A 25,195-nucleotide genomic window follows, 5' to 3' on the forward strand; every position below is an offset into this window, starting at 1 on the left:
GTTCCCGCAAACGGAAGAAATTGCGAAGTTCTGCGAGATTCGGGACTTCGGCCCCGCTTCGGGCTGAATTTGGATGTCGCGCGCCGGAATAACCTCGAAACTACGCTATGCGCGCCATGATCTCGTCGGCGAGGTCGACCGCGGCGTAGCCGTCGGCGAGCGCCGCCATGAACGCCGCGTGCACCTGGGCACCCGGGACGACGACGCCGTCGAACTCGAGGTCGGGTGCGGCGCACGCGTCGTGCGCGACGGCGACGGCATGACCGCGGTCGGCGGCGGCGCGCACGGTCGCGTCGACGCACATGCTCGACATCATGCCCGCGACGACGAGGTCGACCGGGCTGATCGGGTCGCCCGGCGTCGCGGCGCTGCGGGCCAGCTCGTCGAGGCGCTCGGCGAGGTCGGTCTCGAGGAAGGCGTTCGGATTCGACTTCGTGACGAGGGCTTCGTCCGCGCGCGGTGCGACGACCGGATGGATCTCGACGCCCGGCGTGCCCGGCTGGAAGAACGCGGCGTCGGGCGCGTCCCAGACGTGCTGCACGTGCACGACCGGCTCGCCGCGCTCGCGCCACGCGGCGAGCAGGCGCGCCGCTGCGGCGGCCGCGGCATCGGGGTCGACGAGCGGGTGCCGCCCGCCCGGGAAGTAGTCCTGCTGGATGTCGATGATGAGCAGCACGCGGGTCACCCGCCCACCGTAGCGCGACGGGTGGGTGCTCTCGACACGCGGTGCTCGCGTGTGCGCGGCGTGCGTCAGCCGAGCGCGCGCTCGCGCGACGCGAGCACCTCGGGCACGTGCCGCTCGGCCCAGTCGCGCAACGCGCCGATCGGCTCGAGCAGCGACTCGCCGAGCGGGGTGAGCGAGTACTCGACGCGGGGCGGCGAGTCGGCGAAGGCGCGGCGCTCGACGAGCCCGTCGCCCTCGAGCGCCCGGAGCGTCTCGGTGAGCACCTTCGGCGTGACCTCGCCGACGCGGGCGCGCAGCTCGGTGAATCGCAGGGTGCCGGCGCGCGAGAGCGCGAGGATGACGAACATGGTCCAGCGCTCGCCGATGCGCCCGAAGATGACCCGGCTCGGGCAGTCGGGCGCGAGCACGCTCCACGGCTCTGCGGTGATGGCGTTCGGCTCGGACATCGGACCCCCGTGCAGGTGCGGTTCCCCCGAGGGAACTTCCGTTGAAGTAACCGGCGACGCGTCCGTAGCGTCTCAGGCATGAGGATTCTACTGACCGGGGCGACCGGATACATCGGATCGGCCGTGCTCGATGAACTCGTCGGCGCGGGACACGACGTCGTCGCGGCCGTGCGCAGCGAGCGCGCGGCCGACGACGTCACCGTGCGCGGCGCGACCGCGGCGATCGGCGAACTGACGGATGCCTCGTGGCTCGCGCGTCGGCTCGACGGCGTCGACGCGGCGATCCACACCGCGGCGCCCGCCGCCGATGCGGCCGCGTTCGACAGGGCGATCGCGGGGGCGGTGCTCGACGCCTTCGCGGGCACCGGCCGCCGGTACGTGCACACCGGCGGCATCTGGGCGTACGGCGCGGGCGACGACCTCGACGACGACGCCGTGCCCAACCCGCCGGAACTGGTCGCGTGGCGGGTGCCGATCGAGGAGCGGCTGCTCGCGGCATCCGATGCGGTGACGGTCATCGCACCGGGCGTCGTCTACGGGCGCGGTCGCGGGCTCTCCGGGCTGGTCGTGGAGGCGCCGCGCGACGCCGCCGGCCGCCTCGAGCTCATCGGCGACGGGGACCAGCACTGGACGTGGGTGCACGTCGACGACCTCGCGCGCCTGTACCGGCTCGCGGTCGAGCACGAGTCAGGGCTCGGCCGGGTCGTCGGCAGCGACGGATCGCCGACGACCGTGCGCGAGGTCGCCGAGGCGGTCGTCGGTCGGGGAGGTGCCACGGGCGTCGTCGCTGAGGGCGCCGGGCGCTCGCGCTCGCGGCTCGGCGAGGCGTTCGCCGATGCGCTGCTCCTCGACCAGCGTGCATTCGGCGCGAAGGCCCGCGCACTCGGCTGGGTTCCGGAGCGCACGAGCGTGATCGACGAGATCGTCGCCGACGAGGCATCCGTCGCCTGACGGACGGGCCGCCCGGGTCGGGGACCCGGGCGGCCGATCACCCGCCTGCGGCCCCCGGCCGGCTCAGCCCTCGCGCGCGAGCACGGGCGCCGGCCCGCCGAGCATGTCGAGGTAGTGCACGTTGGTCATCACGCCGAGGACGTTGCCGAACGGGTCGACGACCGAGGCCGTGACGAAACCGGGGCCGTGCTCCGTGATCGGCATGAGGGGCGTCGCGCCGAGCTCGACGAGCCGCGCGACCGCCCGCTCCAGGTCGTCGACGTGCCAGTGCACGAGCGCGCCGCCGGTGCCGGCGCCGAGCCCCGCCGGCGCGAACCGCCGGTCGATGAACCCGAGTTCCTGCTGGTGGTCGCCGATGCGGAACTCGACGTAGGCCGGGCTCCCGTCGGGGCCGGGACGGCTGAAGTACGGCTCGATGCCGAGCACCTCGGTGTACCAGGCCGCGGCCGCGGCGGGGTCGTCGACGTAGCAGTTGATGGTGGCGATGCCTCGCAGCATGGGATTCTCCTCGTCCTCGGCGACCGGTCGTCGCCCTGATGAATCCATGATCGAACGCAGAAGTGCTCACCTATTGACTACTTTTGCGACGAGAATCGGAACATGCGTGCAGACCGACTCGTCGCGACCCTCCTCGTCATGCAGGCGCGAGGCAGGGTGACCGCGAGGCAGCTCGCCGAGGAGCTCGAGATCTCGGTCGCCACGGCCCGCCGCGACCTCGAGGCGCTGTCGGCGGCCGGGATCCCCGTCTACCCGCAGCCGGGCCGGGGCGGCGGCTGGCAGCTCCTCGGCGAGGGCCGCACCGACCTCAGCGGCTTCACGGCGGCCGAGGCGCGAGCGCTGTTCCTCCTGTTCGGACCTCGCGCCGGTGAGAGCGAGGAGGCGCGCTCGGCCCTGCGCAAGGTGCTGCGGGCCCTGCCCGCGACGTTCCGCGCCGAGGCCGAGGCCGCCGCCGAGTCGATCGTCGTCGACTCCGGCGGGTGGGATGCGCCGGCGACCCGGCCGTCGCACCGGGTCGAGGTGCTGCAGGCGGCGGTGGTCGAGCGACGTGTCGTGCGCTTCACCTACACGCGCTGGGGCGGCGAGCCGGCGTCGCGCACCGTGCGCCCGCTCGGTCTCATCGACACGCGCGGCACGTGGTACCTGATCGCCGACCGGGTGCCGCACGACTCGGCGGACGTGCCGCCCGACGTCGCCGATCGACGGAGCTACCGCGTCGATCGCATGGCCGACGTCGAGGCGCTCGCCGAGCGGTTCGAGCCGCCCGGGGGCTTCGACCTCGATGTCGCCTGGGCCGACCTGCGCGCCGCCGCGCAGCGCGCTCGCCGCCGCGTCGAGGCCGTCGTGCTCGTCGACCCGGCCGCGGCCGACGAGTTCCGCGGCTGGGTCGGGGGCCTCGTCGACGAGGAGGTCCACGACGACGTCGACGGCCCCGGCGACGTGCGCGACGGGCGGGTGCGGGTGCGCGTCGTCGCCCAGAGCGAGACGGTCCTCGTTCGACGACTCGCGGGCTGGGCTGCGGAGATCGAGGTCGTCGCACCCGTCGGACTCCGTGGACGACTCGCCCAGGTCGGCGTCGCCCTCACGGCGCGGTACCCCTGACCCGGCGGCGCTCGACGGCGGTCGGCCGGCGATGGGGACGGGTCCCCATTTCGCGCTGTCGGTGCCTCCTGCTTGGATGGAGCGGGGGACCGGGAACGACTCGGTACCGAAAATCCAGGGGAATCACACAGATGACTGCATCACGTCCGCTCGCCGCCGCCTCGTTCGCGCTGCTCGCGCTGCTCTTCACGGGTTGTGCCGCCACCGGCTCCGCCGACGACGCGAAGTCCGACTCGAAGGCCGACAGCGCCGAGGCCGCACCCGCCGCCGACCAGAGCAAGGAGGAGGCGTGCGAGATCGTCGAGGGCACCCTCACCGACCTGCAGTCGCTCTCGTCGGTCGACGCGAGCGACCCGACCGCCGCGCTCGAGGCGTTCAAGGGTGCCCAGGCCAAGGTTGGTGACGCGGCCGACCAGGTCTCGAACGCCGACGTCAAGCCCGCGCTCGACGGTGCCGCGACCGCCATGAACGAGTACGTCGAGTACGTCGACGGCATGCTCGCCGACCCGGCGAACGCCGACATCTCGGCGATGAGCGACCACCTCGAGTCGCTCACCACGAGCATCACGGAGCTCACCACGATCTGCGCGTAACGCACGGATTGCGGAGCGGGGGCGCACCTTCGGGTGCGCCCCCGCTTCCCGCATCTCAGGGATGCCTCGTGCCGGGCCCCTGTCGTCGGGCGATGCCACGACGACGAAGCGCACGCCCGCGGCATCCCGATCAGGCGTCGCCTGCCGCGTAGACGCGCTCGCCCTCGACGAAGGTCTGCAGCACGCGCGTCGCGCCGATCGCGTCGGCGGGCCCGGCGAAGGGGTCTCGGTCGAGCAGGGCGAGGTCGGCGAGCTTGCCGACCTCGATCGTGCCGGTCTCGTCGAGGTGGTTCACGTACGCCGACCCCGCCGTGTACGCGGTGAGCGAGGTCGCGAGGTCGATCGCCTGCTCGGGGAGGAACGGCGGGTACTCGCCCTCCTCCTCGCCCGGCGCCGACACCCGGTTCACCGCGACGTGGATCGCGGCGAGCGGGTTCGGCGTCGAGACCGACCAGTCGCTGCCTGCCGCGAGCACGGCGCCCGCGCGCAGCAGGTCGCCGAACGGGTACTGCCACGCGTCGCGCGGCGAGCCGAGGAACGGCAGCGTCAGATCGACCATCTGCGGCTCGAGCGCCGCCCACAGCGACTGCATGTTCGCGACCACGCCGAGCTCGCGGAATCGCGACACGTCGTCGGGGTGCACGACCTGCAGGTGCGCGATGTGGTGGCGGTGGTCGCTGCGGCCGTTGCGCGCGATCGCGTGCTCGACGGCGTCGAGGCACTCGCGCACCGCGCGGTCGCCGATCGCGTGGAAGTGCAGCTGGAAGCCGAGGGCGTCGAGCCGCGGGGCCGCCTCGTTCAGGATCTCGGGCGGCACGAACGAGATGCCCGAGTTGTCGGTCGCGTGGCCGTGGCCGTCGCAGTACGGCTCGAGCATCGAGGCCGTGAAGTTCTCGGCGACGCCGTCCTGCATGACCTTGATGCTCGTCGCGGCGAAGCGCCCGCCCCGGTAGCGCTCGCGGCGCTCGACGAGCGAGTCGATCTGCTCGAGGCCGCGCGTGCGGTCCCACCAGAGGGCGCCGACGACGCGGCCGGTGAGGGTGCCCGCGGCGGCCGCGGCGAGGTAGGCGAGCCCGGGGTCGTCGCCGACCCCGTAGTCGCCGACGATCGCATCCTGCCAGGCCGTGACGCCGAACGAGTGCAGGTAGCGCTGCCCCTCGAGCACGGCGTCGACGAGCTCGGCCGGCGTCGTCTCGGGGAGGTGGCGGCGAACGAGGTCCATCGCGCCCTCGTGCAGCGTCCCGGTCGGCTCGCCGGCGGCGTCGCGCTCGATGCGGCCGTCGGCGGGGTCGGGCGTGCCCCGGTCGATGCCGGCGAGACGCAGGGCCGCCGAGTTCACCCAGGCGCCGTGGCCGTCGCGGTTGGGCAGGAACGCCGGACGGTCGGGCAGCACCCGGTCGAGCGCCGCGGCGGTCGGCGTCCCGCCCGGGAAGGCCGACATCGACCATCCGCCGCCCTGCACCCACGAGGCATCCGGGTGCGACGCGGCGTACGCCGCGATCGTCTCGAGGTAGTCGGCCTCGCTCTCGCCGTCGCGCAGGTCGCAGCGCAGCATGTCGAGGCCGCCCCACACGGGGTGCACGTGCGCGTCCTGGAAGCCGGGCACGAGCAGGCGCCCGCCGAGGTCGACGACCTCGGTGCCCGGGCCGACGAGGTCGCGCACGTCGTGATCGGTGCCGACGGCGACGATGCGGCCGGCCCGCACGGCGACGGCCGTGGCGCGCGAACGCACCGTGTTCGCGGTGAAGACGGGGCCGCCGGTGAAGACGAGGTCGGCGTGGGGCATGGGCGAGTCCTTTCGTGGCGGCGGTGGGGTGATCGGGGCGGACGCCGAGGGAGCGCGACGAGCCGCGATGGTCTCGTCGCGCTCCCTCGTCGGTGCGGTGCGGCGGATCAGCCGCCGCTCATGGTGCGTGCGATGTCGGCGGCCGAGTCGCCGGCCCGGCGCAGCACGTACGCCACGAGACCGAGCGCGATGAGCGTGAGCACGAGCATGATCGTCGACACCGCGGCGATCTCGGGCCGCAGGCCGCTGCGCAGCGCGCTCAGCACGTAGACGGGCCACGGCGTCGTGCCCGACACCTGCACGAACGCGGCGATGACCGTGTTGTCGAGGCTCAACGTGAACGACAGCAGGAAGCCGGCCAGCACGGCGGGCATGGCGAGGGGCAGCGTCACGCGGCGGAACGTGTTGAACGGCTTCGCGTAGAGGTCGGCGGAGGCCTCCTCGAGCTGCGCGTCCTGGCCGACGAGGCGGGCCCGGACGAGGTATGACACGACCGCGACCGAGAACAGCGAATGGCCGACCACGAGGCGCACGATGCCGTCGTTGAAGATCGCGAGGCCGAGATCCTGGCCGAGGAACACCATCCACGGCAGCAGGGCGACGGCGTCGACGATCTCGGGGGTCACCGAGACGAGCAGCAGCAACCCGAGGAACCACCAGACCCACTTGCCGGGATGCCTCGCCATCGCGATGCCGGCGAGCGTGCCGAGCAGCGTCGCCACGATCGCCGCGATGAAGCCCGTCTGCACCGAGATCCAGACGGCGTCGCGGATCGCGGGCTTCGAGGCGATCGCGAGGAAGGAGTCGAAGCCGAAGGCCTGCCATGACACGAGGAGGCGGCCGACGTTGAACGACGACAGGATGATGACGACGATCGGCGCGAACAGGAACGCGAAGACCGCGACGCCCCACACGTTGAGCACGATGTCGGACCACGGGCGGCGTCGCCGGTGCTGCCGCACCGCGGCCGGGGTCGTGCCCGGGCCTTTCGACTGCTCCGGCGCCGGGGCCTGCTGCTGCGGCTGGGACTGCTGGACGGTCATGCGGAGACCTCCTCGTCGGCCGGCGCGGGCCGGGAGCGGATCGCCGCGATCGCCGTCGTCACCGGGCGAGCCGGTGCGGCGTTCGCCGCGTCGCCGATCACGAGCCGGTTGCGCGAGCGGAACGGCAGCGTCACGAGCCACACGACGAGCGCGCCGACGGCGACGGTCAGCATGATCACGATGATCAGGAGCACCGCCATCGCCGAGCCGAGCGCCCAGTTCTGCGCGGTCTGGAACTGGCTCGCCACGAGCTGGCCCACCATGTTGCCCTTCGCACCGCCGAGCACGGTCGCGGTGATGTAGTCGCCCATGAGCGGGATGAACACGAGCAGCACGCCCGCGACGACGCCCGGCCGGGCGAGCGGCAGGGTCACCCGGAAGAACGTCGTCCACTTGCCGGCGCCGAGGTCCTTCGAGGCCTCGCGCAGCGGTGGGCCGACCCGGTCGAACGCGACGAACAGCGGCAGGATCATGAGCGGCAGGTAGTTGTAGACCACGCCGAGCAGCACGGCCCCGCGGGTGTACAGGATGTCGAGCGGGCCGCCGATGAGCCCGACCTGCTGCAGCGTCGTCGACAGCCACCCCTCGGGTGCGAGGATGACCTGCCAGCCGATCGTGCGCACGAGGAAGTTGGTCCAGAACGGCACCATCACGAGCGCGACGAGGAGGCCCCGCCGGGCGGGCGACGCCTTGACCGCCATCCAGTACGCGACCGGCAGGCCGACCACGAGGCACAGCAGCGTGCCCGCGATGCCGACCCACAGCGTGTTCTGGAACGTCGCGAAGAAGGTCGGCGACATCGCCTCGGCGTAGCGGTCGAACGACAGCACGTCGTTCGCGTGCGTGCCGAAGATGCCCGGCTTGTAGCCGAAGCTGAACCAGATCACCATCGCGACGGGCGCGACGAAGAAGATCAGCAGCCACGCCCACGCGGGGATCGCGAGGGCGGCGCCGGACCTCTTACTCACCCGCCGCCGCCTTCGTCGCGTTCCAGATCTCGACGATGCGGGCCTGCGCCTCGGTGACCGCGCCCTCGTTCATGGTCTCGATCTGCTCGGGCGTGAAGAACACGAGGTCGAGCATCGGCAGCTCAGCGGCCTGCGCCGCCTCCTCGATGCCGGCGACGCCCGTGTGGTAGCCGATGTAGTCGAGCTCGGCGAGCGAGTTCTCGGGGTCGAGCACGTAGTTGATGAACGCGTGCGCGGCCTCGGGGTTCGGCGCACCGGTCGGGATCGCCCAGTTGTCCATCCAGATCTCGGTGTCGGGCGAACCGAGCACCCACTGCCAGCGGTCGGGGTCGCCCGACTCGAGGATGCCGATGCGGGCGTCGCCGTTCCACGCCTGCAGCAGTGCGTGCGTCGCCTGCGGGATGGCCGCACCGCCCGGGTAGGAGTCGAAGGCCGACACGTGCGGGGCGAGGGTGTTGACGAGGTAGTCCTCGGCGGCGTCGAGCTCGGCGGGGTCGGTCGTGTTCCAGTCGACGCCGTTCGCCCAGAAGTAGAGGCCGGTGAGCTCGGCGGGGTCGTCGAGGAGCGACGTCTTGCCGCTCGCCTCGTTCTGCGCGGCGTCGAGGAAGTCGTTCCAGTCCTTGAGCTCGCGCGTGATGACGGTCTTGTCGTAGACGAAGCCGGTCGTGCCCCACGCCTTGCAGATCGAGTAGTCGTTCTCGGGGTCCCATGCGCGGCCGACGAAGGCGGCGTCCATGTGCTCGAGGTTCGGGATGAGGTCGTGGTTGAGCTTCTGCAGCAGGCCGTTCTCGACCATCTGCGGGATGAACGTGCCGGTCGGCACGACGATGTCGAAGCCGCTCGTGCCCTTCGCGGCGACGAGCTTCGAGATCATCTCCTCGTTCGAGTTGAACGAGCTCAGCGTGATCTTCGGTCCGAGCTCCGAGGTGAACGCCTCGAGCACGTCGGGCGCGTCGTAGTCGCCCCACGTGTACATCGAGAGCTTCGACTCGAGCGGGCCGCCGGTCGCGACGGGGGCGGCCTGGGTGCCGCCCGTCGAGCACGCGGCGAGGAAGCCGGTCGCGCCGGCGGCCGCGGCGAAGCTCAGGAACCGGCGGCGGTTGAGCTCGCGGCCGATGACCTTCGCGGCGCTCTCGTGAGCGAGGATGCGGACGGTGGGGAGGGAATCGGTCATCGGAGTCTCCTGGTGATGGGAAGGGATCGCGGTTCAGGGGTGGAGGTCGCAGACGTGCGCACGGCGACGGGATGCCCCGTGGCCGGCGCTGCGGGCCGGCTCAGGCCGTCGGCGGGGCGACGTAGCCGCCCGCGCTCGCCGCATCGTCGGCGGGGAACAGCAGCACGCTCTCGGCGCGCCACGAGCACTCGACGGGGTCGCCGACGGTGAGGTTCGGCGCCTCGGGGGTGGGGCGGCGCACGATGAGGCTCTGGTCGTCGCCGAGCCGCACGAGGTACTGCATGGTCTCGCCGAGGTGCGAGACCCCGAGCAGCGTGCCGCGCGCGAGGTTGACCTCGGCCGAGGCATCCGACCGGGCCGCGGCGATCTCGACGAACTCGGGCCGCACCGCGGCCTGGCCGTTCGCGAGCCCCGCGAGCTCGGACGCCGTACCGCGCACGAGCGCGTGGGTCGATGCGACGGCCGCGCCGCCCTCGGCGACCTCGCCGCGGAAGAAGTTCTGCTGGCCGACGAACGCCGCGACGTAGGCCGAAGCGGGCCGCGCGTAGACGGTGTCGGCGTCGGCGAGCTGCTCGATGCGGCCGTCGCGCATGATCGCGATGCGGTCGCTCATCGAGAGGGCCTCGCCCTGGTCGTGGGTGACGAACACGAACGTGATGCCGAGGCGCGACTGCAGGAGCTTCAGTTCGAGCTGCATCTCTTCGCGCAGCTGACGGTCGAGCGCACCGAGCGGCTCGTCGAGGAGCAGCACCGACGGACGGTTCACGAGTGCGCGCGCGAGCGCGATGCGCTGCTGCTGTCCGCCCGAGAGCTGGGTCGGCTTGCGGTCGGCGAATCGGCGCATCTGCACGAGGTCGAGCGCCTCGACCACGCGGTCGCGCACCTCCGACCTCGGCGTGCGGCGCTGCTGCAGGCCGTAGGCGACGTTCTCCGCGACCGACATGTGCGGGAAGAGCGCGTAGGCCTGGAACACCGTGTTCACGTCGCGGCGGTAGGGCGGCACGCCGAGCACCGAACGGCCCGAGACGCGGATGTCGCCGGCGTCGGGCTGCTCGAACCCGGCGATCATGCGCAGCGTCGTGGTCTTGCCGCAGCCCGAGGGGCCGAGCAGCGAGATGAACTCGCCCGGTTCGATCGTGAGCGACATGCCGTCGACCGCGGTCGCGTTGCCGTAGCGCTTCGTGACGGCATCGACGACGACCGTGCCGGGCGCCTCGCCGGTCGTGGAAGTGGTCGGCTTGGACTCGATCGTGGCTGCGCTGGTCACGGTGCGGCACCTCTTTCACTCGGACGCCTCGTCGCGTTCGTCGCCATTCAATCCGCGCACCCGACCGGACGCAAACGCGCGACGCCCGAACTGGACGAACCAGACGAACCCGCGACCGGCATCGGACAGACCGTCCGGTCGGTGCCCGGACGGTCGGTGGTGCGGAATGCCCGGGCGGCGTCGGGGCTCGCGGTGATCCGCGCACCGTGCCGCCCGGGCCGTCGGTTCAGGCGCCGGGTGTCGCGCTGCGTTCCTCGAGCTCGCGCCGGCGCGCACGCTGCTGGACGCGGCCCGCGAGGAGCACGCAGCCCACCGCCACGAGGTAGGCGCCCGCGACCGTGCCGCCGCCGAGCTGCGAGAGGAAGAGCAGCGGCACCTGGACGAAGGGCAGGGCGATCGCGAGCCAGAGGCCGACCCGGCGTGCGCGTACGAGCGAGACGCACAGTGCGATCGAGCCGATGAGCCACAGCGCATTGGCCGCCATCGCCACGATCGGGAAGAACTCGAGGTCGACGCCGTTCACGGCGCTCGTGATGGTGCCGACGGTGAGCAGGACCGTGCCGACGGCGGCGACGATCGCGCCCCAGCTCGATCCGGCGTACCGGGCCAGTCCGAGGAAGAGCACCGCGAGCGCCCAGAGGCTGACCGTGAACATCGCGAGGATGACCCGGGTCCGCGGATCGATCGTCGGATCCTCGTCCTGCGGGAAGAGGATCTGCAACGTGCCGATCACGATCGACAGGGCTCCGGCGGTGAGGGCCGCGGCGCCCGCGAGGCGGTGGCCGACGCGGCCGGGCCGGGGGTAGGCGGCGCCGGCGGGCCGCGTGCCGGCCGTGGGACGCGGCGATGGGCGGAGCTCCCGGTCGGGCGCTGATCCGGATTCGGTGAGGGGTGCCATGGTCGGCCTTCCGTTCGAGTTCGAGGCCGGCACGATCGGCCGGCGATGCGACGCTACGGACGGCCAGCAGGCGCCGGCATCGTCCGAGGGTCGACGGGCGGCTCGACTCGCGGGCGGCCCCGGATACGACTCGGATCGGGGCCGAATGCCGACCTTCGTCGCTGTCGTGGGTGCCGTTCCTCGGCCTAGCATCGGAGCGTGACGAGCCGGCACCCCACGAGTGAGCGCGCGCGAGACGAGCACGAGGTGCTCCGCCCGATCGCGCCCGGCGCCCGCGGCTGGCGCGCGTGGACCACGCCGTTCGACCTCGCGCTCGCGGGCGGTATCGCGCTCTGGGCGGTGCTGGAGGCGCTGCTCGTTCCCTCGGCGAACGTCATCGCCCAGCTCGGCTTCGCGCTCGCCGTCTCGCTGCCGCTCGTGGTGCGGCGCCGGTTTCCGGCGCTCGTGATGCTCGCGGTCGCCTGCGCGCTGCTGCTGCACGCCGCGACGAGCGGGCCGGACGCGACCTTCAACCCGTTCCCGAGCCTGCTCGTCGCCACCTTCACGGTCGCCGAGCGCATCGCGGCGTGGTGGCGGGCCGCGCTGCTCGGCCTCGTGCCGATCGCGGCGATGCTCGGCGCCCACGTCCTCGGCTACTTCGGCTCGCCCGGCATCGAGACGGCCGGCACCGTCTTCCTGGTGTTCTTCGTCGGCGCGACCTGGACGGCGGGTCGCGTGGTCCGCCATCGCGCGCTCACCCTGCAACGCACGCGCGACAGCTCCGATCGCCTGGCCGCCGACGCGGTCGCCGCCGAGCGCGTGCGCATCGCACGAGAGCTCCACGACATCGTCGCGCACGCGCTCTCGATCGTCGCGTTGCAGGCCGGGGCCGCCGAGCAGTTCCTCGACAAGGACCTCGACCGTGCGCGACGCCATCTCACCCTCACGCGAGGCACCGCGCAGTCGGCCCTCGACGAGATGCGGCACCTCCTCGGCGTGCTGCGCGAGGACGGGGCGGTCTACGCGCCGCAGCCGGGTCTCTCGGGCCTGCCCGAGCTCATCGCGGAGACCGAGGCCGCCGGGCACGAGTGCCGCCTCCATGTCGACGAGCCGGCGCGCGACATCCCCGACGGCCACGCCCTGGCGGTGCACCGCATCGTCCAGGAGTCGCTCACCAACGTCCGCACCCACGCCGCTGGAGCGCCCGTCGAGGTGCGGGTCTCGCGCGACGAGCGGGCGGTCGTGGTGGCGGTCGTGAACGGGGCGCCGACGGTCGTCCGCCCCGGTGCCCCCGGCAGCGGGCGTGGACTGCCGGGCATGGGCGAGCGCGTGCGGGTGTACGGCGGGTCGCTGGAGGCGGGCCCATCCGGGGCGGGCTGGCGCGTCGCCGCGAGCCTTCCGCTCGGCCCCCTGCCGATCGGATCGCACGCGTGAGCGGCCCCCGGCTCCTCGTCGTCGACGACCACGCGCTCGTACGCTCGGGCATCGTCGGTCTGCTCGAGGCGGCCGATCTCGAGGTGGTCGGCGAGGCGGGCGACGGCATCGAGGCCGTGGAGCTCGTGCGCCGGCTCCGCCCCGACGTCGTGCTCATGGACATCCGCATGCCCGGCCTCGACGGCATCGAGGCCACGCGTCGGATCGCCGGGGCGCCGGGAGCGCCGCGGGTGCTCGTGCTCACGACCTTCGACCTCGACGAGTACGTGTACCGCGCACTGCAGGCCGGCGCCTCGGGATTCCTGCTGAAGGACGCACCGCCCGACCGGCTCGTCGACGCCGTGCGCACGATCGCCGCGGGCGAGTCGCTGCTGGCGCCCTCGCTCACCCGGCGGCTGATCGAGCGCTACCTCGCGGCGCCGCCGCCCGACGCGCGCGCGACGGCATCCGTCGACCTCACCCCACGCGAGCGCGAGGTGTGGTCGCTCATCGCGCGCGGGCTCTCGAACCACGAGATCGGCGCTGAGCTGTTCCTCAGCGAGGCCACGGTCAAGGCGCACATCACCCGCCTGTTCGTGAAGCTCGGCGTGCGCGACCGGGTGCAGGCCGTCGTCGCCGCCTACGAGTCGGGGCTCGTGCGACCCGGCGAACACGCGGCAGGCGGATAGCTCAGGCGAAGCCGAACAGCGGCGGGAAGACCACGACGAGGATCGCGGCCCACGCGAAGTACACCGGGAGCATCGCGGTCTGCCAGCGCTCGAGCGCGCCGAAGCCCGTGCGACGCCGCAGGAAGCCGACCTGCAGACGCATCGCCCAGGCGAGGTTGACGAGCAGGATGAGGTTGAGGCCGAGCGACGCGGTCTTGTTCGCGCTGAAGCCGAACTCGCCGGTGCGCCCGAGCATCGCGATGAGGACGACCACGTCGAGCACGAGGGCGCTCGCGAGCATCAGGGCCTGCAGTCGGTCGAACCACCCGGGCGGCAGCAGCGGGTCGCGCGCCGAGATCGAGTAGACGAGGAGGCCGACCACCACGACGAGCACGGCGTCGAAGGCGATGAGCAGGTCGCGGCTCGCGTCGACGAGGTTCCACTGCACGAGCGCCGCGACGACGAGCGCGAGCAGCAAGAGGGTGAACAGGGGCGTGAAGACCTTCGTGAGCACGGGGGCGATGTTCTCGATCACGCGCTGCTTCGCCCCGACGAGCCACGCCGCGACGAGCACCGCTCCCGCCGCGCCGAGCGGCAGCACCCACTCGCCCACGAACTGCATCACGTCGACGCCGATCGAGGCGAACACCGCGACCGTCAGCGCCGAGAGCGCGCCACCGCCGAGGGCGATGAGCAGGTAGTACACGAACCACTCGCCGCTGAAGCGCACGACGTCCATGCGGGTGCGCTCGTCGCGCCAGCCGCTGCCGGCGTAGGCGATGCCGACCGCGAGCCAGAGCACGACGAACGAGCCGATCATCGCGATGATCTCCGTCGCCGCGGTGATCCCGGCGACCTCGGTTCCGGCGGTGGCCGTGTCGGGGACCGCGAACGGGTAGAGGTTGAGCGCGAGCCCGGTGACGAGGAAGACGGCGCCCACGGTCGCGAGCACCCCGAGGGAGGGCCGGCGGCGCCACGCGAACCAGAGCGCGAGGAACGGCAGCACGATCACGGCACTGTTCAGCACGACCTGGGCGGGGTCGTCGGTCGCGAGGTCCACGGCCTTCACGGCGAGGCCGGCGCCGGCGCCGAGTGCCAGCGCGACGGCGAGCCCGTTCGCCCGGCGGTGGAACGGGAGGGGACGGGCGGCGTCCTCCTCATCGACGGCGTCGGTGCCGCCGTCGCCCGTCAGCACGAGCTGCTTCCAGAGCCGCTCGGAGTGCTCTCGTGCGTACTCGCGGGAGAGATCGTCGGTCGCGCCGAGGCGCTTCACCGCGACCAGGAACGCCTCGTCGGGGGTGAGCCCGGCGGCGACGAAGTGGTCGACGGTGTCGTAGAGGTGGCTCTCGAGCTCGGCGAGGTCGGTCGCGCTCATCGCATCGTGCCGCTGCATCCATCGCCGCCACGAGGCGACGAGCGCGTCGAGGTCGGTCGGCAGGTCGTGGGGCGCGTCGATCGGCACGTCAGACCTCCCCGAGCGCGAGGCGCAGCCGGGGGCGGTCGTCGGGCCACACCTTGCTCAGCACGTCGCCGACGACCGACCACTGCCGGCGCTGCTCGGCGAGCACCGCCTCACCCTGCTCGCTCAGGCGGTAGTGCTTGCGCGGCCGGCCCGAGTCGCTCTGACGCCACTCGGAGTGCACGTGCCCGAGTCGCTCGAGCCGGTGCAGGAGGGGGTAGAGCATGCCGTCGCTCCACTCGAGCTCACCGCCCGACAGGGCGGTGATCCGCTGCAGGATCGCGTACCCGTACGACTCGCCCTCGGCGAGGATGCCGAGCACGACGGGGGTCGCGGCCGCCGCGACCAGGTCTTTGCCGATGCGCATGACCGTCTCCATACCTTGAGCTGCTAGATACCTAGAACTGCAAGGTACCACGACGGCGCCGGTGGAGGCGAGCGGCGGCCAACCGGTGGCGCTTCTTCCGTGCCGCAGAAATACCGCAGAAGTTCACCCCCCGGATCGTCGATGCGGCCCGTCCCGGCGGGCGCAGCATGGGTTTCACGACGAGCGGACGCCCCGCCATGAGGCATCCCGCATCACGACCCCGCACGACCGAAGGAGCACGACGATGAGCACCCCCACCCGCCCCGGCGACCAGACCCAGACCGCTGCCGAGCTGCAGCTCGAGTGGGACGCCGACCCGCGCTGGGAGGGCGTCAAGCGCGACTACACCGCCGAAGACGTCATCGCGCTCCGCGGCCCCGTGCGGGAGGAGCGCACGCTCGCCAAGCGCGGCGCCGAGAAGCTCTGGGAGAACATCCAGAAGAACACCGGGAACGCGTTCGAGCGCATGGAGGACCCCGAGTGGTCGGCCGCGCTCGGCGCCCTCACCGGCAACCAGGCCGTGCAGCAGGTTCGCGCGGGCCTCAAGGCGATCTACCTGAGCGGCTGGCAGGTCGCCGCCGACGCGAACCTCTCGGGCCAGACCTACCCCGACCAGTCGCTCTACCCCGCGAACTCGGTGCCGGCCGTCGTGCGCCGCATCAACAACGCGCTCCTCCGGGCCGGCCAGATCGAGACGGATGCCTCGGCCACGGGCATCGCCGACTGGATGGCGCCGATCGTCGCCGACGCCGAGGCGGGCTTCGGCGGACCGCTCAACGCCTACGAGCTCATGCACCAGATGATCGAGGCCGGAGCCGCGGGCGTGCACTGGGAGGACCAGCTCGCGAGCGAGAAGAAGTGCGGGCACATGGGCGGCAAGGTGCTCATCCCCACCTCGCAGCACATCCGCACGATCAACGCGGCCCGCCTCGCGGCCGACGTCGCGGGCGTGCCGTCGATCATCATCGCCCGTACCGACGCGCTCGCCGCGACGCTGCTGACGAGCGACCACGACGAGCGCGACCGCCCGTTCGTGACGGGCGAGCGCACCGCCGAGGGCTTCTACGAGGTGCAGAACGGCATCGAGCCGGTCATCGCCCGCGGCCTCGCCTACGCCGAGTACGCCGACCTGCTCTGGGTCGAGTCGGCCGAGCCCGACCTCGAGCTCGCCCGCCGGTTCGCCGAGGCCGTGCACGCGAAGTTCCCCGGCAAGCGCCTCTCGTACAACTGCTCGCCGTCGTTCAACTGGAAGCGCCACCTCGACGACGACCAGATCGCGAAGTTCCAGCGGGAGCTCGCGTCGATGGGCTACGCGTTCCAGTTCATCACCCTCGCGGGCTTCCACGCCCTCAACCACTCCATGTTCACGCTCGCCAAGGACTACAACGAGCGTCACATGTCGGCCTACGTCGAGCTCCAGGAGGCGGAATTCGCCTCGGAGGCCGCCGGCTACACCGCCACGCGCCACCAGCGCGAGGTCGGCACCGGCTACTTCGACCAGATCGCCACCGCGCTGAACCCGCAGAGCGCCACGCTCGCCCTCGTCGGATCGACCGAGGAAGACCAGTTCAACCACTGACGCATCCGTCGGTCGAGGAGGCGCGAAGCGCCGTGTCGAGACCACCACACCGGTCTCGACACCCGCTCCGCGCTCCTCGGCCGGCACGTCGCAAGGAGACGAAACCATGAGCACCATCACCCTCGAACGCGCCGAGACCGAACCGCGCACCGCGACGGGCAGCTTCGCCGTCGTCGACCCGCGCATCGAGATCACCGCCCAGCTCGGCGAGCGGTACGACGAGATCCTCACGCCCGAGGCGCTCGAGTTCATCGCCGAGCTGCACGACCGGTTCGCGCACACCCGGCACGAGCTGCTCGCCGCCCGGCTGCAGACCCGGGTCGACGCCGCGAACGGGCGCGACCCGAAGTTCCTGCCCGAGACCGCCCGCATCCGCGAGGACCGCAGCTGGCGCGTCGCCGGCGCCGGCCCCGGCCTCGAGGACCGCCGCGTCGAGATCACCGGCCCGACCGACCGCAAGATGGCGATCAACGCGCTCAACAGCGACGCGAAGGTCTGGCTCGCCGACCAGGAGGACGCGACGAGCCCCACCTGGCGCAACGTCGTCGAGGGCCAGCTGAGCCTGTTCGACGCCCTGCGCGACCGGCTCGAGTTCACGAGCCCCGAGGGCCGGCAGTACCGTCTCGAGCGCCCGATCACGGAGACCCCGACGATCGTGTTCCGCCCGCGCGGCTGGCACCTGACCGAGAAGCACCTGAAGTTCCACGACCGCTCGGGCCGCGCCATGCACGCCTCGGGCTCGCTCGTCGACTTCGGGCTCTACTTCTTCCACAACGCACGCCGGCTCATCGAGCTCGGCCGGGGTCCGTACTTCTACCTGCCGAAGCTCGAGTCGCACCGCGAGGCGAAGCTCTGGAACGACATCTTCGTGTTCGCGCAGGACTACGTCGGCATCCCGCAGGGCACCGTCCGGGCGACGGTGCTCATCGAGACCATCCAGGCCGCCTTCCAGATGGAGGAGATCCTCTTCGAGCTGCGCGACCACTGCGCGGGCCTCAACGCCGGTCGCTGGGACTACATCTTCTCGATCGTGAAGACGTTCCGCAGCCGGGGCCGCCGCTGGGTGTTCCCCGACCGCACGCAGATCACGATGACGGTGCCGTTCATGCGGGCCTACACCGAGCTGCTCGTCTCGACGGCGCACCAGCGCGGTGCGTATGCCATCGGCGGCATGAGCGCGTTCATCCCGAACCGCCGAGACCCCGAGGTGACCGAGCGTGCGCTCGCCGCGGTGTCGGCCGACAAGCGCCGAGAGGCCGGCGACGGGTTCGACGGCACCTGGGTGGCGCACCCCGACCTCATCCCGACGGCACGGGCCGAGTTCGACGCGGTGCTCGGCGAGCGGCCGAACCAGCTCGACCGCCTGCGCGAGGACGTCGAGGTGACCGGTGCCCAGCTGCTCGACATCCCGTCGGTGGGCGGCGCCGTCACCGAGGCGGGAGTGATCGACAACATCCAGATCGCGATCCGCTACATCGAGTCGTGGCTGCGCGGCATCGGCGCCGCGGCGATCGAGAACCTCATGGAGGACGCGGCGACGGCCGAGATCTCGCGGTCGCAGATCTGGCAGTGGCTGCACGACAACACCGTCACCGCAGAGGGCACCCGCATCGACCAGACGTACATCGTCGGGGCGATGGGCGAGGCGGTGCGCAGCCTGCCCCGATTCGAGGGCGACCGCTTCGACGACGCCATCCAGGTGTTCCGCTCGGTCGCGCTCGAGCCCGAGTTCCCCACGTTCCTCACGCTGGGGGCCTACGCCCGGTTCCTGTGACGGGCTGATCGAGGGGATGCCTCGGCGGGACACGATCCCGCCGAGGCATCCTGCTGTGCCGCGGTGGTCTCGAGACGCCGCACTCGACCGCTCGACCGCTCGACCGCTCGACCGCTCGTGTTCCCGACGCCGATCACCGAGCGACCGCGGTCAGCGCAGGGGCACGCCCACGTCGCTTCCGCCCTCGGGCGTGAGGCGCCGGTTCATCGCGAGCAGGGTCGGCGCGGGGGCGAAACCGCCGGCGAAGAGCGCCTCGCCCTGGCGGAACCACGGTGAGCGCGCGACGAGTGCGGCCGGCGCATACCCGAAGTACTCGGCGATGCCCGCGAGATCGATCGGCGAGCTCATCTTCATGAGGGCGAGGTTGTCGCACTGGGAGACGATGCCGGGGTGCACCTTCGACGGGCGCTGCGTCGAGATGAGCAGCCAGAGGCCGTACTTGCGGCCCTCTGCGGCGATCTGCTCGATGCGGTCGCGCACCGCGATCGCGAGGGGCGACGTGAGCGCGGGGGAGCAGAGGTTGTGCGCCTCGTCGATCACGAGCAGGGTGGGCCGCCGCTCCTCGCGCCGCTCCCAGAGCTCCTCGAGCACCGACAGCGCGACGACGAGGTGCTGGTCGGGCGTCGAGAACCCGCCCAGGTCGAGCACGGTCGCGTCGGCGCGTTCGTCGATGACGAGCGTCGCCTCGCGGTCGTGGCCCGCCCACACCTCCCAGTTCAGGAGGCCCATGTTCTCGATGCGAAGGCCGAGCGCACGACGCACGGAATCGTCGGAGCCGAGCAGCTCGGGCAGCACCTCGTCGGGCTCGTCGGCGCTGAGCGTGTCGCCGAGATGCACGACCGCGTTGAACTCCTCGCGGTCGGCGACCGGGTCGAGGCGGAGCACCGCGGCCTTCGCCTCGAGGCTCAGGGCGGGGAAGCGGGCGCGCAACGGCTCGGCGCCCGGCGTGCTCGGGCGCAGCACGCGGATGTCGCGTCGGCCCAGCAGTTCGGCCGTTGGCCCGCTCGCGCCGGGGTTGAGCTCGCCGAGCCGCACGAAGTCGGAGTTCGGGTCGAAGACCACGACGGGCAGCGCGGTGTGCGCGATGAGCTGCTCGAGCACGACGCCGAGGGCGTACGTCTTGCCCGACCCGCTCTGCCCGCACCAGAAGGTGTGCCGGTTGAAGCGATGGCTGAGCAGTCGCGCCGGGCGGATCGGCGGGCTGAGGTTCACGCCGATCTCGAGCGTCGCGCCCATCGCCGCGTGCACGAGGTCGATGGTGTCGGCGTCGGCGATCTCGACCACGGCGTCGGAGAACGGCGAGCCGCCCCGAGGGTCGAACCGGGTGCCGTCGATGATGCCGATCAGGCGACCGAGCACGGCGTCGGGCTCGCCGCCGGCCGCTCCGCGCTCCTCGACGATCGCGAGGTGCCGCCGGTCGTCGGCCGTGACGAGCAGCAGGGTGCCGGCGGTGAACGGCGTGCCGGAGGCATCCGCGATCGTGAACGATCGCCCGTCGTCGGAGCGGGCGAGGAGCGGCGAGCTGCGGTCGGCCATGCGCCGATCATGGCACGGCGGGTCCGACCGGCGACAGGACTTCCCGGCGACGCGCCGGCATGGCCGTCGCGCGCACCGCGGCGTCGCGGGCGATCGCCGACGTCACGTTCGGCGCGCTGCGGGCGATCGCCGACGTCACGTTCGGCGCGCTGCGGGTCGTGCTCTGGCAGAATCGCGGCGTGAGCGCCGTGACCGAACTCCTCATCCGTCCTGCGGCCGCGACCGATGTCGAGCCGCTCGCGGAGCTCGCCGCCGAGACCTTCCCGCTCGCGTGCCCGCCGCACACGACGGCGGAGGCCGTCGCCGACTTCGTCGCGCGCAACTTCCTGCCCGAGCACTTCGCGAGCCACCTGGCCGACCCCGATCGCATCGTGCTCGTGGCCGAGCGCAGCGACGGGACGTCGGCCCGGCTCGTCGGATACAGCATGCTCGTGGGCGGCGAGCCAGGCGACGCGGATGCCGCCGCCGCGGTCGCCGCCCGCCCGGCGATCGAGCTCAGCAAGTTCTACACGCGTGCCGACGAGCACGGCGGCGGCATCGCCGCGCCGCTCATGGCGGCGACCCTCGACGCCGCCGGGGCGACCGGTGCGATCGCGTGCTGGCTCGGCGTGAACGAGCAGAACGCCCGGGCGATCCGCTTCTACGAGAAGCACGGCTTCGCGAAGGCCGGCCGCAAGCACTTCACCGTCGGCGGCCGCCTCGAGAACGACTGGGTGCTCGCGCAGCCGCTCGGCTGAGCCGCCGCGCCGCGAGCGGTCACCGGGAGTTCAGGCGGGCGAGGGGGATGCCGCGGCGCGAGCCGCGCGCCGGGCGATCCAGGCCGTGCCGAGGCCCGAGACGAGGAAGATCACAGCGAGCACCGTCCAGCCCCAGAGCCCGTTCGAGATCGCGGTGGCGTTCACCACGAGGGGTGCCGCGAGCGCACCGACCGAGTAGCCCATGCCGAACACGCCCTGGTAGGTGCCGGCGCGCACGGGGTCGGCGAGCTCGAAGCTGAGGCCCCAGCCGCCCGCCTGCGAGAGCACCTCCGCGAAGGCGTGCGCCAGTGCGGCGATCACGAGCACGGTGACGGCGAACCCGGTCGGCAGCCCTGCGGCCGCGGCGTACACGAGGCACGCCCCGGCCATGAGCCACGCGGCGATCGCCGAGACGCGACCCGCGACCCGCAGGTCGTGCGTGCCGCGCGACATCGGCACCTGGAAGACGACGACGATCGCCGTGTTGAGGATGAGCAGGGCGGCGATGAGCACCTCGGGCGCGGACGTGTCGCGGGTGATCCACAACGGCACGCCGAGCTCGCCGACGCCGAACTGCATGCCGAAGATCGCGCTGAGCACCGTGAGGGCGAGGTAGCGCGGGTCGCGCCACGGCGAGTGGGCGCGCCAGTTGCGGCGCTCCTCGGCGATCGCGTCGGCGGTGGCCGCGGCATCCACGGAACCCGTGGCGGTGACCACGTCGGCGACCGTCGGCCGTGCCGGTGCATCGACGTGCGCGGGCAGCCGCACGAGCTGGAACAGGCCGAGCAGGTAGAGCACGCCCGCGCCGATGATGAGCCCCCGGTACGCCTCGGCGGTGCCGAGCGCGAGGGCGAGGGCGCCGAGGCCCGAGCCGACCGCGATCGAGACGTTCGTGACGGTGCGCAGCACCGCCCTGGCGTGCACGCGCGACTCGCCCTCGAAGGCGCGCGCGATGATCGCGGAGCGGGTCGAGTTCGCGCCCTGCTCGAAGAACCCGCAGACCACGGCGATCACGAGTGCCGTCGCGAAGTCGCCCGCGAAGACGTACGCGATGAGCGCCACGCCCTCGACCGCGGTGAAGAGGATGAGCAGCCGCTTCGCGCTGAACCGGTCGGCGAGCCATCCGCCGGCGAACGACGCGACGACCCCGGCCGCGCTCGCCGAGGCGAGCACGATCGCGACCTCTCCCGGCGCGAGGCCGACGATCAGGGTGAAGTACAGCACCGTGACGGCGAGGAAGATGCCGCGGCCGATCCGCGAGATGAGGGTCGCGCCGACGAGGATGCGCAGCACCGGGTCGGCGACCGAGGCGGCGAGGCGGGCGCGCCAGGTGGGGCGTGCGCCCGGCGTCTCGAGAGGCGGGGATGCCTCGGAGCCGACGGCCGGCGTCGAGCCGGTGCCGGGAGCGGGGTCGGTGTCGGTCGGGGAGGTAGGGCTCACGGTTCAGTTCTGGCAGAGGCCGAGGCGCCACGAAATTGATGTAGCGTATGCCTTCATGTTGCGCTACGTGCTGAACGAGAACGATGTCGCAGCCGTGCGCTTCGGCATCTCGCCGCTCTCGGAGCTCGGCCTCTCGTTGCGCGCCGTGCGCGACCCGTCGCGGTTTCCGCTGCAGCTGCCCTGGGTCGCCCGCACCGAGACGGCACGGGCGGATCTCGACCACGCCGTGCTCGCGGCGCTCATCGACGATCGCCTGTGGACGCCCGACTTCCTGAACCCGAGGCCGGAGTCGCCGCTCACCCGCCTCGACGACGAGCTCGAGGCGCTGCTCGAGACGCCGGCCGAGGTGTTCCGCCGCGACCTCGAAGCGGTGCACGGCGCGGTGCCCGCGGTGTTCGCGGGCTCGCACCGGGCGGCGCTGCGGCGCATCGTCGCCGCGCTCGACGAACTCTGGGAGTCGTCGTTCGCACCGTACTGGCCGCGCATGCGCGCGGTGCTCGAGGCCGACGTCGTGCACCGGGGCCGTCAGATCGCGCAGTCGGGCGTCGCGACGATGCTGAACGGCCTGACCAGCACGGTCGAGTTCGCCGACGGGGTGCTCGCGGTGCGACTGCGGCATCCGATCGAGCGCACCCGGGCCGTCGGCGGCTCGGGGCTCACACTCGTGCCGACGATGTTCACGCGTCGCGCCTCGGCGCCGGTCGGCGACGGCCCGCCGATGCTCATGTACCCGGCCCGCGGCCAGGGCGCCCTGTGGGAGGCCGAGGACGTCGCGAACCCGGCGGCCGTCGCCGCGGTGCTCGGCGAGACGCGCGCCCGCCTGCTCTCGGCGCTCGGCGACCCCGCCTCGTCGACCGAGCTCGGGGTGCGGTTCGGCGTCACCGCGTCGGCGGTGAACCAGCACCTGCGGGTGCTCCGCGACGCGGGGCTCGTCGTCTCGACCCGGTACGGTCACAGCATGCTCTACCTGCGCAGCGAACTCGGCTCGTCGCTGCTCGCCGCCGGGCGGTGAGCGACCTCCCGCCGGTCAGGCGGGATCGGGCGCGACCCGCAGCACGATCTTGCCGCGCACGTGCCCGGCTTCGACGAGCCGGCTCGCCTCGGCGCCGTCGGCGAGCGGCAGCTCGCGGTCGACGTGCACGCGCACGGCCCCGTCGTCGATGAGGCGGGTGATGACCGCGAGCGTGCGGGCGTCGGGCGACACCGAGTACCCGGTGGCGCGCAGGCCGCGGGCCTCCGCGTCCTCCCGCATGGTCGGCCACGAGCCGGTCGGCACGTTCACGACCAGTCCGCCCGGGCGCAGCGCGTCGAGCGAGCGCACGCCCGTGTCGTCCTTCACGTTGCCGATCAGGTCGATCACGACGTCCTGGTCGCGGGCGACCTCCTCGAAGCGCTCGGTCGTGTAGTCCACGACGCGGCGGGCGCCGAGGTCGCGGACGAACTCGGCGTTGCGGGCCGATGCGGTCGCGGTGACGTTCGCGCCGAAATACGCCGCGAACTGTACGGCGAAATGGCCGACGCCGCCGGCGCCCGCATGCACGAGCATGCGCTGGCCGTCGTGCACCCGCGCCGTGTCGACCACCGCGCCCCACGCCGTGAGCGCGGCGAGCGGGACGGCGGCGGCGTGCGCGAAGTCGAGTGAGGCGGGCATCCGCGCGACGCTCATCGAGCTCACGCTGATGAGCTCGGCGAAGCTGCCGCCGGTGCGGGGCACCCGGCCCATGCCGTAGACCCGGTCTCCCGGCTGCAGCGGATGCGCCGCGTAGGGAACCTGCTCGACGATTCCCGCGAAGTCGTGGCCGAGCACGACGGGGAAGCCCGTGATCGCCGCCGCGGTGCCGCGGCCGGCACGCGTCTTCACGTCGATCGGGTTGAGGCTCGCGGCGACGACCCGCACGAGCACCTCGTCGCTCACCCGCAGTGGCCGCGGCACCTCGGCGAGGTGGAACTCGTCGGGGCCGCCCGTGCGGTCGATCACGAGTGCGTGCATCGTCGGGGCCTGCGTCGTCTGCGTCATGCGTCGTCCTCCCACCTCCATCATGCCGTCATCGCTAGGCTGCACTCAGCGTCGCGACGGGCTCGGCCCGACTGCGCCGCACGACGGCACGAGGGGAGCGCGATGCGACGGGTCTTCGGGGTACTGCGGGTGCTGGCCGCCGCGCTGATCATCACCGCGATCGTCGGCCAGTTCGTGAAGAGCCTCTCGATGGTCGAGGACCCGGGGTCCTTCGTGGTGAACTTCTTCAGCTTCTTCACGATCCTCTCGAACGCGCTCGCGGCCGTCGTGCTGCTCGCGGCCGCGTGGTTCGCGTTCCGGAGCGAGACCGACAGCCCCGGGTTCACGGTCGTGCGGGTCTGCGCCACGGCCTACATGACCACCACCCTCGTGGTCTACAACACGCTGCTGCGCGACATCTCGCTCGACCAGGCGACGACGGTGCCCTGGTCGAACGAGATCCTGCACGTCTGGGCTCCGCTCTACCTGCTCGCCGACTGGGTGCTCGCGCCCGGTCGTCGTCCGGTGCCGTGGCGGCGCCTCTGGACCGTCGCGCTCTTCCCGCTCGCCTGGGCCGCGTACACGATGCTCCGCGGCGCGATCGTCGGCTGGTACCCGTACCCGTTCCTCGACCCCGCCGTGAAGCCCGGCGTCGGCTACGACGGCGTGCTCGTGTACGTCGTCGCGATCGCCGCCTTCATCCTGCTCGTCGGTGCCGGGGTCATCGCGATCAGCCGAATGGCGTGGCCGTACCGCGGCGGCGCAGCCGAGGCATCCCCGGTCGTGGCGCCGGAGGCCGCCTCCGACGCAGACCGCGTCGACGCACGCTGAGCGGGG

General features: G+C 72.4%; 24 protein-coding genes. 10 read left to right on the plus strand and 14 right to left on the minus strand.

What is annotated here, in order from left to right; translation table 11 throughout:
- Positions 1-100: 100 nt before the first annotated feature.
- Complete coding sequence (locus tag PX701_RS10640; RefSeq protein ID WP_275506258.1) at positions 101-685, minus strand: cysteine hydrolase family protein; 585 nt, start codon at positions 683-685, stop codon at positions 101-103.
- A gap of 65 nt (positions 686-750) precedes the next feature.
- Positions 751-1,131, minus strand: coding sequence for a winged helix-turn-helix transcriptional regulator (locus PX701_RS10645; protein ID WP_231432112.1), 381 nt, complete (start codon positions 1,129-1,131; stop codon positions 751-753).
- 78 nt (positions 1,132-1,209) lie between these two features.
- On the opposite strand from PX701_RS10645, the gene PX701_RS10650 reads away from it, so the two are divergent.
- Positions 1,210-2,082, plus strand: a complete 873-nt coding sequence (locus PX701_RS10650; RefSeq protein ID WP_275506259.1) for an NAD-dependent epimerase/dehydratase family protein — start codon at positions 1,210-1,212, stop codon at positions 2,080-2,082.
- 63 nt (positions 2,083-2,145) lie between these two features.
- Here the strand turns inward: PX701_RS10650 and PX701_RS10655 are convergent, their stop codons facing one another.
- Positions 2,146-2,580 carry a VOC family protein gene (locus PX701_RS10655; RefSeq protein ID WP_231432110.1) on the minus strand — a complete coding sequence of 145 codons (435 nt, stop codon included), beginning with the start codon at positions 2,578-2,580 and terminating at the stop codon, positions 2,146-2,148.
- Positions 2,581-2,682: 102 nt separating this feature from the next.
- Between PX701_RS10655 and PX701_RS10660 the strand changes: the two genes are divergently transcribed.
- Together PX701_RS10660 and PX701_RS10665 are read left to right on the plus strand one after the other, a co-directional pair.
- The gene (locus tag PX701_RS10660; protein WP_275506260.1) at positions 2,683-3,681 is read left to right on the plus strand and encodes a helix-turn-helix transcriptional regulator; all 999 of its coding nucleotides are present in this window, start codon (positions 2,683-2,685) and stop codon (positions 3,679-3,681) included.
- Positions 3,682-3,812: 131 nt separating this feature from the next.
- On the plus strand, positions 3,813-4,274 hold the full coding sequence (locus PX701_RS10665) for a hypothetical protein (protein ID WP_231432108.1): 462 nt from the start codon (positions 3,813-3,815) through the stop codon (positions 4,272-4,274).
- A gap of 130 nt (positions 4,275-4,404) precedes the next feature.
- On the opposite strand, the gene PX701_RS10670 is transcribed toward PX701_RS10665, so the two are convergent.
- From PX701_RS10670 to PX701_RS10695, 6 genes are all read right to left on the minus strand, one after another.
- The gene (locus PX701_RS10670; protein WP_231432107.1) at positions 4,405-6,060 is read right to left on the minus strand and encodes an amidohydrolase; all 1,656 of its coding nucleotides are present in this window, start codon (positions 6,058-6,060) and stop codon (positions 4,405-4,407) included.
- 107 nt (positions 6,061-6,167) lie between these two features.
- Entirely contained in the window at positions 6,168-7,103 is a 936-nt protein-coding gene (locus PX701_RS10675; RefSeq protein ID WP_231432106.1) for an ABC transporter permease, read from the minus strand.
- Complete coding sequence (locus PX701_RS10680) at positions 7,100-8,071, minus strand: ABC transporter permease (protein ID WP_231432105.1); 972 nt, start codon at positions 8,069-8,071, stop codon at positions 7,100-7,102. Before PX701_RS10680 ends, PX701_RS10675 begins: the two co-directional genes overlap by 4 nt.
- Complete coding sequence (locus PX701_RS10685) at positions 8,064-9,245, minus strand: polyamine ABC transporter substrate-binding protein (protein WP_231432104.1); 1,182 nt, start codon at positions 9,243-9,245, stop codon at positions 8,064-8,066. The genes PX701_RS10680 and PX701_RS10685 overlap by 8 nt, the downstream gene beginning before the upstream one ends.
- 100 nt (positions 9,246-9,345) lie before the next feature.
- Positions 9,346-10,512 carry an ABC transporter ATP-binding protein gene (locus PX701_RS10690; protein WP_275506261.1) on the minus strand — a complete coding sequence of 389 codons (1,167 nt, stop codon included), beginning with the start codon at positions 10,510-10,512 and terminating at the stop codon, positions 9,346-9,348.
- 226 nt (positions 10,513-10,738) lie between these two features.
- Positions 10,739-11,410: a hypothetical protein gene (locus PX701_RS10695; protein WP_231432102.1), complete on the minus strand. Its 672-nt coding sequence runs from the start codon at positions 11,408-11,410 to the stop codon at positions 10,739-10,741.
- Positions 11,411-11,608: 198 nt separating this feature from the next.
- Between PX701_RS10695 and PX701_RS10700 the strand changes: the two genes are divergently transcribed.
- A complete protein-coding gene (locus PX701_RS10700) occupies positions 11,609-12,823 on the plus strand; it encodes a sensor histidine kinase (RefSeq protein WP_275506262.1) in 1,215 nt (404 codons plus the stop codon).
- Positions 12,820-13,491 carry a response regulator gene (locus PX701_RS10705; RefSeq protein WP_275506263.1) on the plus strand — a complete coding sequence of 224 codons (672 nt, stop codon included), beginning with the start codon at positions 12,820-12,822 and terminating at the stop codon, positions 13,489-13,491. Before PX701_RS10700 ends, PX701_RS10705 begins: the two co-directional genes overlap by 4 nt.
- Position 13,492: 1 nt before the next feature.
- On the opposite strand, the gene PX701_RS10710 is transcribed toward PX701_RS10705, so the two are convergent.
- A complete protein-coding gene (locus PX701_RS10710; protein ID WP_275506264.1) occupies positions 13,493-14,932 on the minus strand; it encodes a permease prefix domain 1-containing protein in 1,440 nt (479 codons plus the stop codon).
- 1 nt (position 14,933) lies between these two features.
- Complete coding sequence (locus tag PX701_RS10715) at positions 14,934-15,296, minus strand: PadR family transcriptional regulator (RefSeq protein ID WP_231432098.1); 363 nt, start codon at positions 15,294-15,296, stop codon at positions 14,934-14,936.
- A gap of 244 nt (positions 15,297-15,540) precedes the next feature.
- On the opposite strand from PX701_RS10715, the gene aceA reads away from it, so the two are divergent.
- Together aceA and aceB are read left to right on the plus strand one after the other, a co-directional pair.
- On the plus strand, positions 15,541-16,875 hold the full coding sequence (gene aceA / locus PX701_RS10720) for an isocitrate lyase (RefSeq protein ID WP_231432097.1): 1,335 nt from the start codon (positions 15,541-15,543) through the stop codon (positions 16,873-16,875).
- A 106-nt stretch (positions 16,876-16,981) separates the two neighbouring features.
- Positions 16,982-18,649, plus strand: a complete 1,668-nt coding sequence (aceB, locus tag PX701_RS10725; protein WP_231432096.1) for a malate synthase A — start codon at positions 16,982-16,984, stop codon at positions 18,647-18,649.
- Positions 18,650-18,799: 150 nt separating this feature from the next.
- Here aceB and PX701_RS10730 read toward each other — a convergent pair whose 3' ends face one another.
- Positions 18,800-20,185, minus strand: coding sequence for an ATP-binding protein (locus PX701_RS10730; RefSeq protein WP_275506265.1), 1,386 nt, complete (start codon positions 20,183-20,185; stop codon positions 18,800-18,802).
- Between the two features lie 59 nt (positions 20,186-20,244).
- Here PX701_RS10730 and PX701_RS10735 point away from each other — a divergent pair, with 59 nt between their 5' ends.
- Complete coding sequence (locus tag PX701_RS10735; RefSeq protein ID WP_275506266.1) at positions 20,245-20,922, plus strand: GNAT family N-acetyltransferase; 678 nt, start codon at positions 20,245-20,247, stop codon at positions 20,920-20,922.
- Positions 20,923-20,952: 30 nt separating this feature from the next.
- On the opposite strand, the gene PX701_RS10740 is transcribed toward PX701_RS10735, so the two are convergent.
- A complete protein-coding gene (locus PX701_RS10740; protein ID WP_275506267.1) occupies positions 20,953-22,362 on the minus strand; it encodes an MFS transporter in 1,410 nt (469 codons plus the stop codon).
- 55 nt (positions 22,363-22,417) lie between these two features.
- Here PX701_RS10740 and PX701_RS10745 point away from each other — a divergent pair, with 55 nt between their 5' ends.
- Positions 22,418-23,374 carry an ArsR/SmtB family transcription factor gene (locus PX701_RS10745; protein ID WP_275506268.1) on the plus strand — a complete coding sequence of 319 codons (957 nt, stop codon included), beginning with the start codon at positions 22,418-22,420 and terminating at the stop codon, positions 23,372-23,374.
- A gap of 15 nt (positions 23,375-23,389) precedes the next feature.
- On the opposite strand, the gene PX701_RS10750 is transcribed toward PX701_RS10745, so the two are convergent.
- A complete protein-coding gene (locus PX701_RS10750) occupies positions 23,390-24,379 on the minus strand; it encodes an NADP-dependent oxidoreductase (RefSeq protein ID WP_275506269.1) in 990 nt (329 codons plus the stop codon).
- 102 nt (positions 24,380-24,481) lie between these two features.
- Here PX701_RS10750 and PX701_RS10755 point away from each other — a divergent pair, with 102 nt between their 5' ends.
- Complete coding sequence (locus PX701_RS10755; RefSeq protein ID WP_275506270.1) at positions 24,482-25,189, plus strand: Pr6Pr family membrane protein; 708 nt, start codon at positions 24,482-24,484, stop codon at positions 25,187-25,189.
- Positions 25,190-25,195: the final 6 nt, after the last annotated feature.

It is taken from the genome of Agromyces chromiiresistens (genome assembly GCF_029167465.1).
Classification (GTDB): domain Bacteria; phylum Actinomycetota; class Actinomycetes; order Actinomycetales; family Microbacteriaceae; genus Agromyces; species Agromyces chromiiresistens.

Coding starts and splice junctions, on each gene's coding strand:
- PX701_RS10645 (WP_231432112.1), bottom strand. CDS start 1,131: ATGTCCGAGCCGAACGCCATCACCGCAGAGCCGTGGAGCGTGCTCGCG.
- PX701_RS10650 (WP_275506259.1), top strand. CDS start 1,210: ATGAGGATTCTACTGACCGGGGCGACCGGATACATCGGATCGGCCGTG.
- PX701_RS10655 (WP_231432110.1), bottom strand. CDS start 2,580: ATGCTGCGAGGCATCGCCACCATCAACTGCTACGTCGACGACCCCGCC.
- PX701_RS10660 (WP_275506260.1), top strand. CDS start 2,683: ATGCGTGCAGACCGACTCGTCGCGACCCTCCTCGTCATGCAGGCGCGA.
- PX701_RS10665 (WP_231432108.1), top strand. CDS start 3,813: ATGACTGCATCACGTCCGCTCGCCGCCGCCTCGTTCGCGCTGCTCGCG.
- PX701_RS10670 (WP_231432107.1), bottom strand. CDS start 6,060: ATGCCCCACGCCGACCTCGTCTTCACCGGCGGCCCCGTCTTCACCGCG.
- PX701_RS10675 (WP_231432106.1), bottom strand. CDS start 7,103: ATGACCGTCCAGCAGTCCCAGCCGCAGCAGCAGGCCCCGGCGCCGGAG.
- PX701_RS10685 (WP_231432104.1), bottom strand. CDS start 9,245: ATGACCGATTCCCTCCCCACCGTCCGCATCCTCGCTCACGAGAGCGCC.
- PX701_RS10695 (WP_231432102.1), bottom strand. CDS start 11,410: ATGGCACCCCTCACCGAATCCGGATCAGCGCCCGACCGGGAGCTCCGC.
- PX701_RS10715 (WP_231432098.1), bottom strand. CDS start 15,296: ATGCGCATCGGCAAAGACCTGGTCGCGGCGGCCGCGACCCCCGTCGTG.
- aceA (WP_231432097.1), top strand. CDS start 15,541: ATGAGCACCCCCACCCGCCCCGGCGACCAGACCCAGACCGCTGCCGAG.
- aceB (WP_231432096.1), top strand. CDS start 16,982: ATGAGCACCATCACCCTCGAACGCGCCGAGACCGAACCGCGCACCGCG.
- PX701_RS10730 (WP_275506265.1), bottom strand. CDS start 20,185: ATGGCCGACCGCAGCTCGCCGCTCCTCGCCCGCTCCGACGACGGGCGA.
- PX701_RS10735 (WP_275506266.1), top strand. CDS start 20,245: ATGGCCGTCGCGCGCACCGCGGCGTCGCGGGCGATCGCCGACGTCACG.
- PX701_RS10745 (WP_275506268.1), top strand. CDS start 22,418: ATGTTGCGCTACGTGCTGAACGAGAACGATGTCGCAGCCGTGCGCTTC.
- PX701_RS10750 (WP_275506269.1), bottom strand. CDS start 24,379: ATGACGCAGACGACGCAGGCCCCGACGATGCACGCACTCGTGATCGAC.
- PX701_RS10755 (WP_275506270.1), top strand. CDS start 24,482: ATGCGACGGGTCTTCGGGGTACTGCGGGTGCTGGCCGCCGCGCTGATC.